The organism is Pseudomonas sp. SIMBA_067, from assembly GCF_046534675.1.
GTDB lineage: Bacteria > Pseudomonadota > Gammaproteobacteria > Pseudomonadales > Pseudomonadaceae > Aquipseudomonas > Aquipseudomonas putida.
Genome location: NZ_JAWRYH010001001.1, coordinates 1 through 249 on the forward strand (window position 1 = coordinate 1; position 249 = coordinate 249).

General features: G+C 41.4%; 1 protein-coding gene. It reads left to right on the top strand.

All coding sequences use genetic code 11. The features are described 5' to 3' along the window. Positions 1-249 (top strand): SpoVR family protein (locus SB765_RS32230; RefSeq protein WP_410932843.1); only part of this gene is annotated, 249 nt, incomplete at both ends.

A 249-nucleotide genomic window follows, 5' to 3' on the forward strand; every position in this document is an offset into this window, starting at 1 on the left:
CGTTAATGAGTTATGGTGTTGACAGGTATAAACGTCCGCAGCGTATTTCGTTATTTGAAGAACAAAAACGCCAGCAAGAACGGGCTGAGTACTTACAATCACAAGTTAATGAACTATGGCGTACCATTCCCTCTCAGCAGCAAGAATCAAAAAAAAGTGAGCGCCACTTTCCGCAAGAGCCACAGGAAAACATTCTGTATTTTATTGAAAAAAATGCTCCTTTACTTGAGCCATGGCAACGAGAAATCG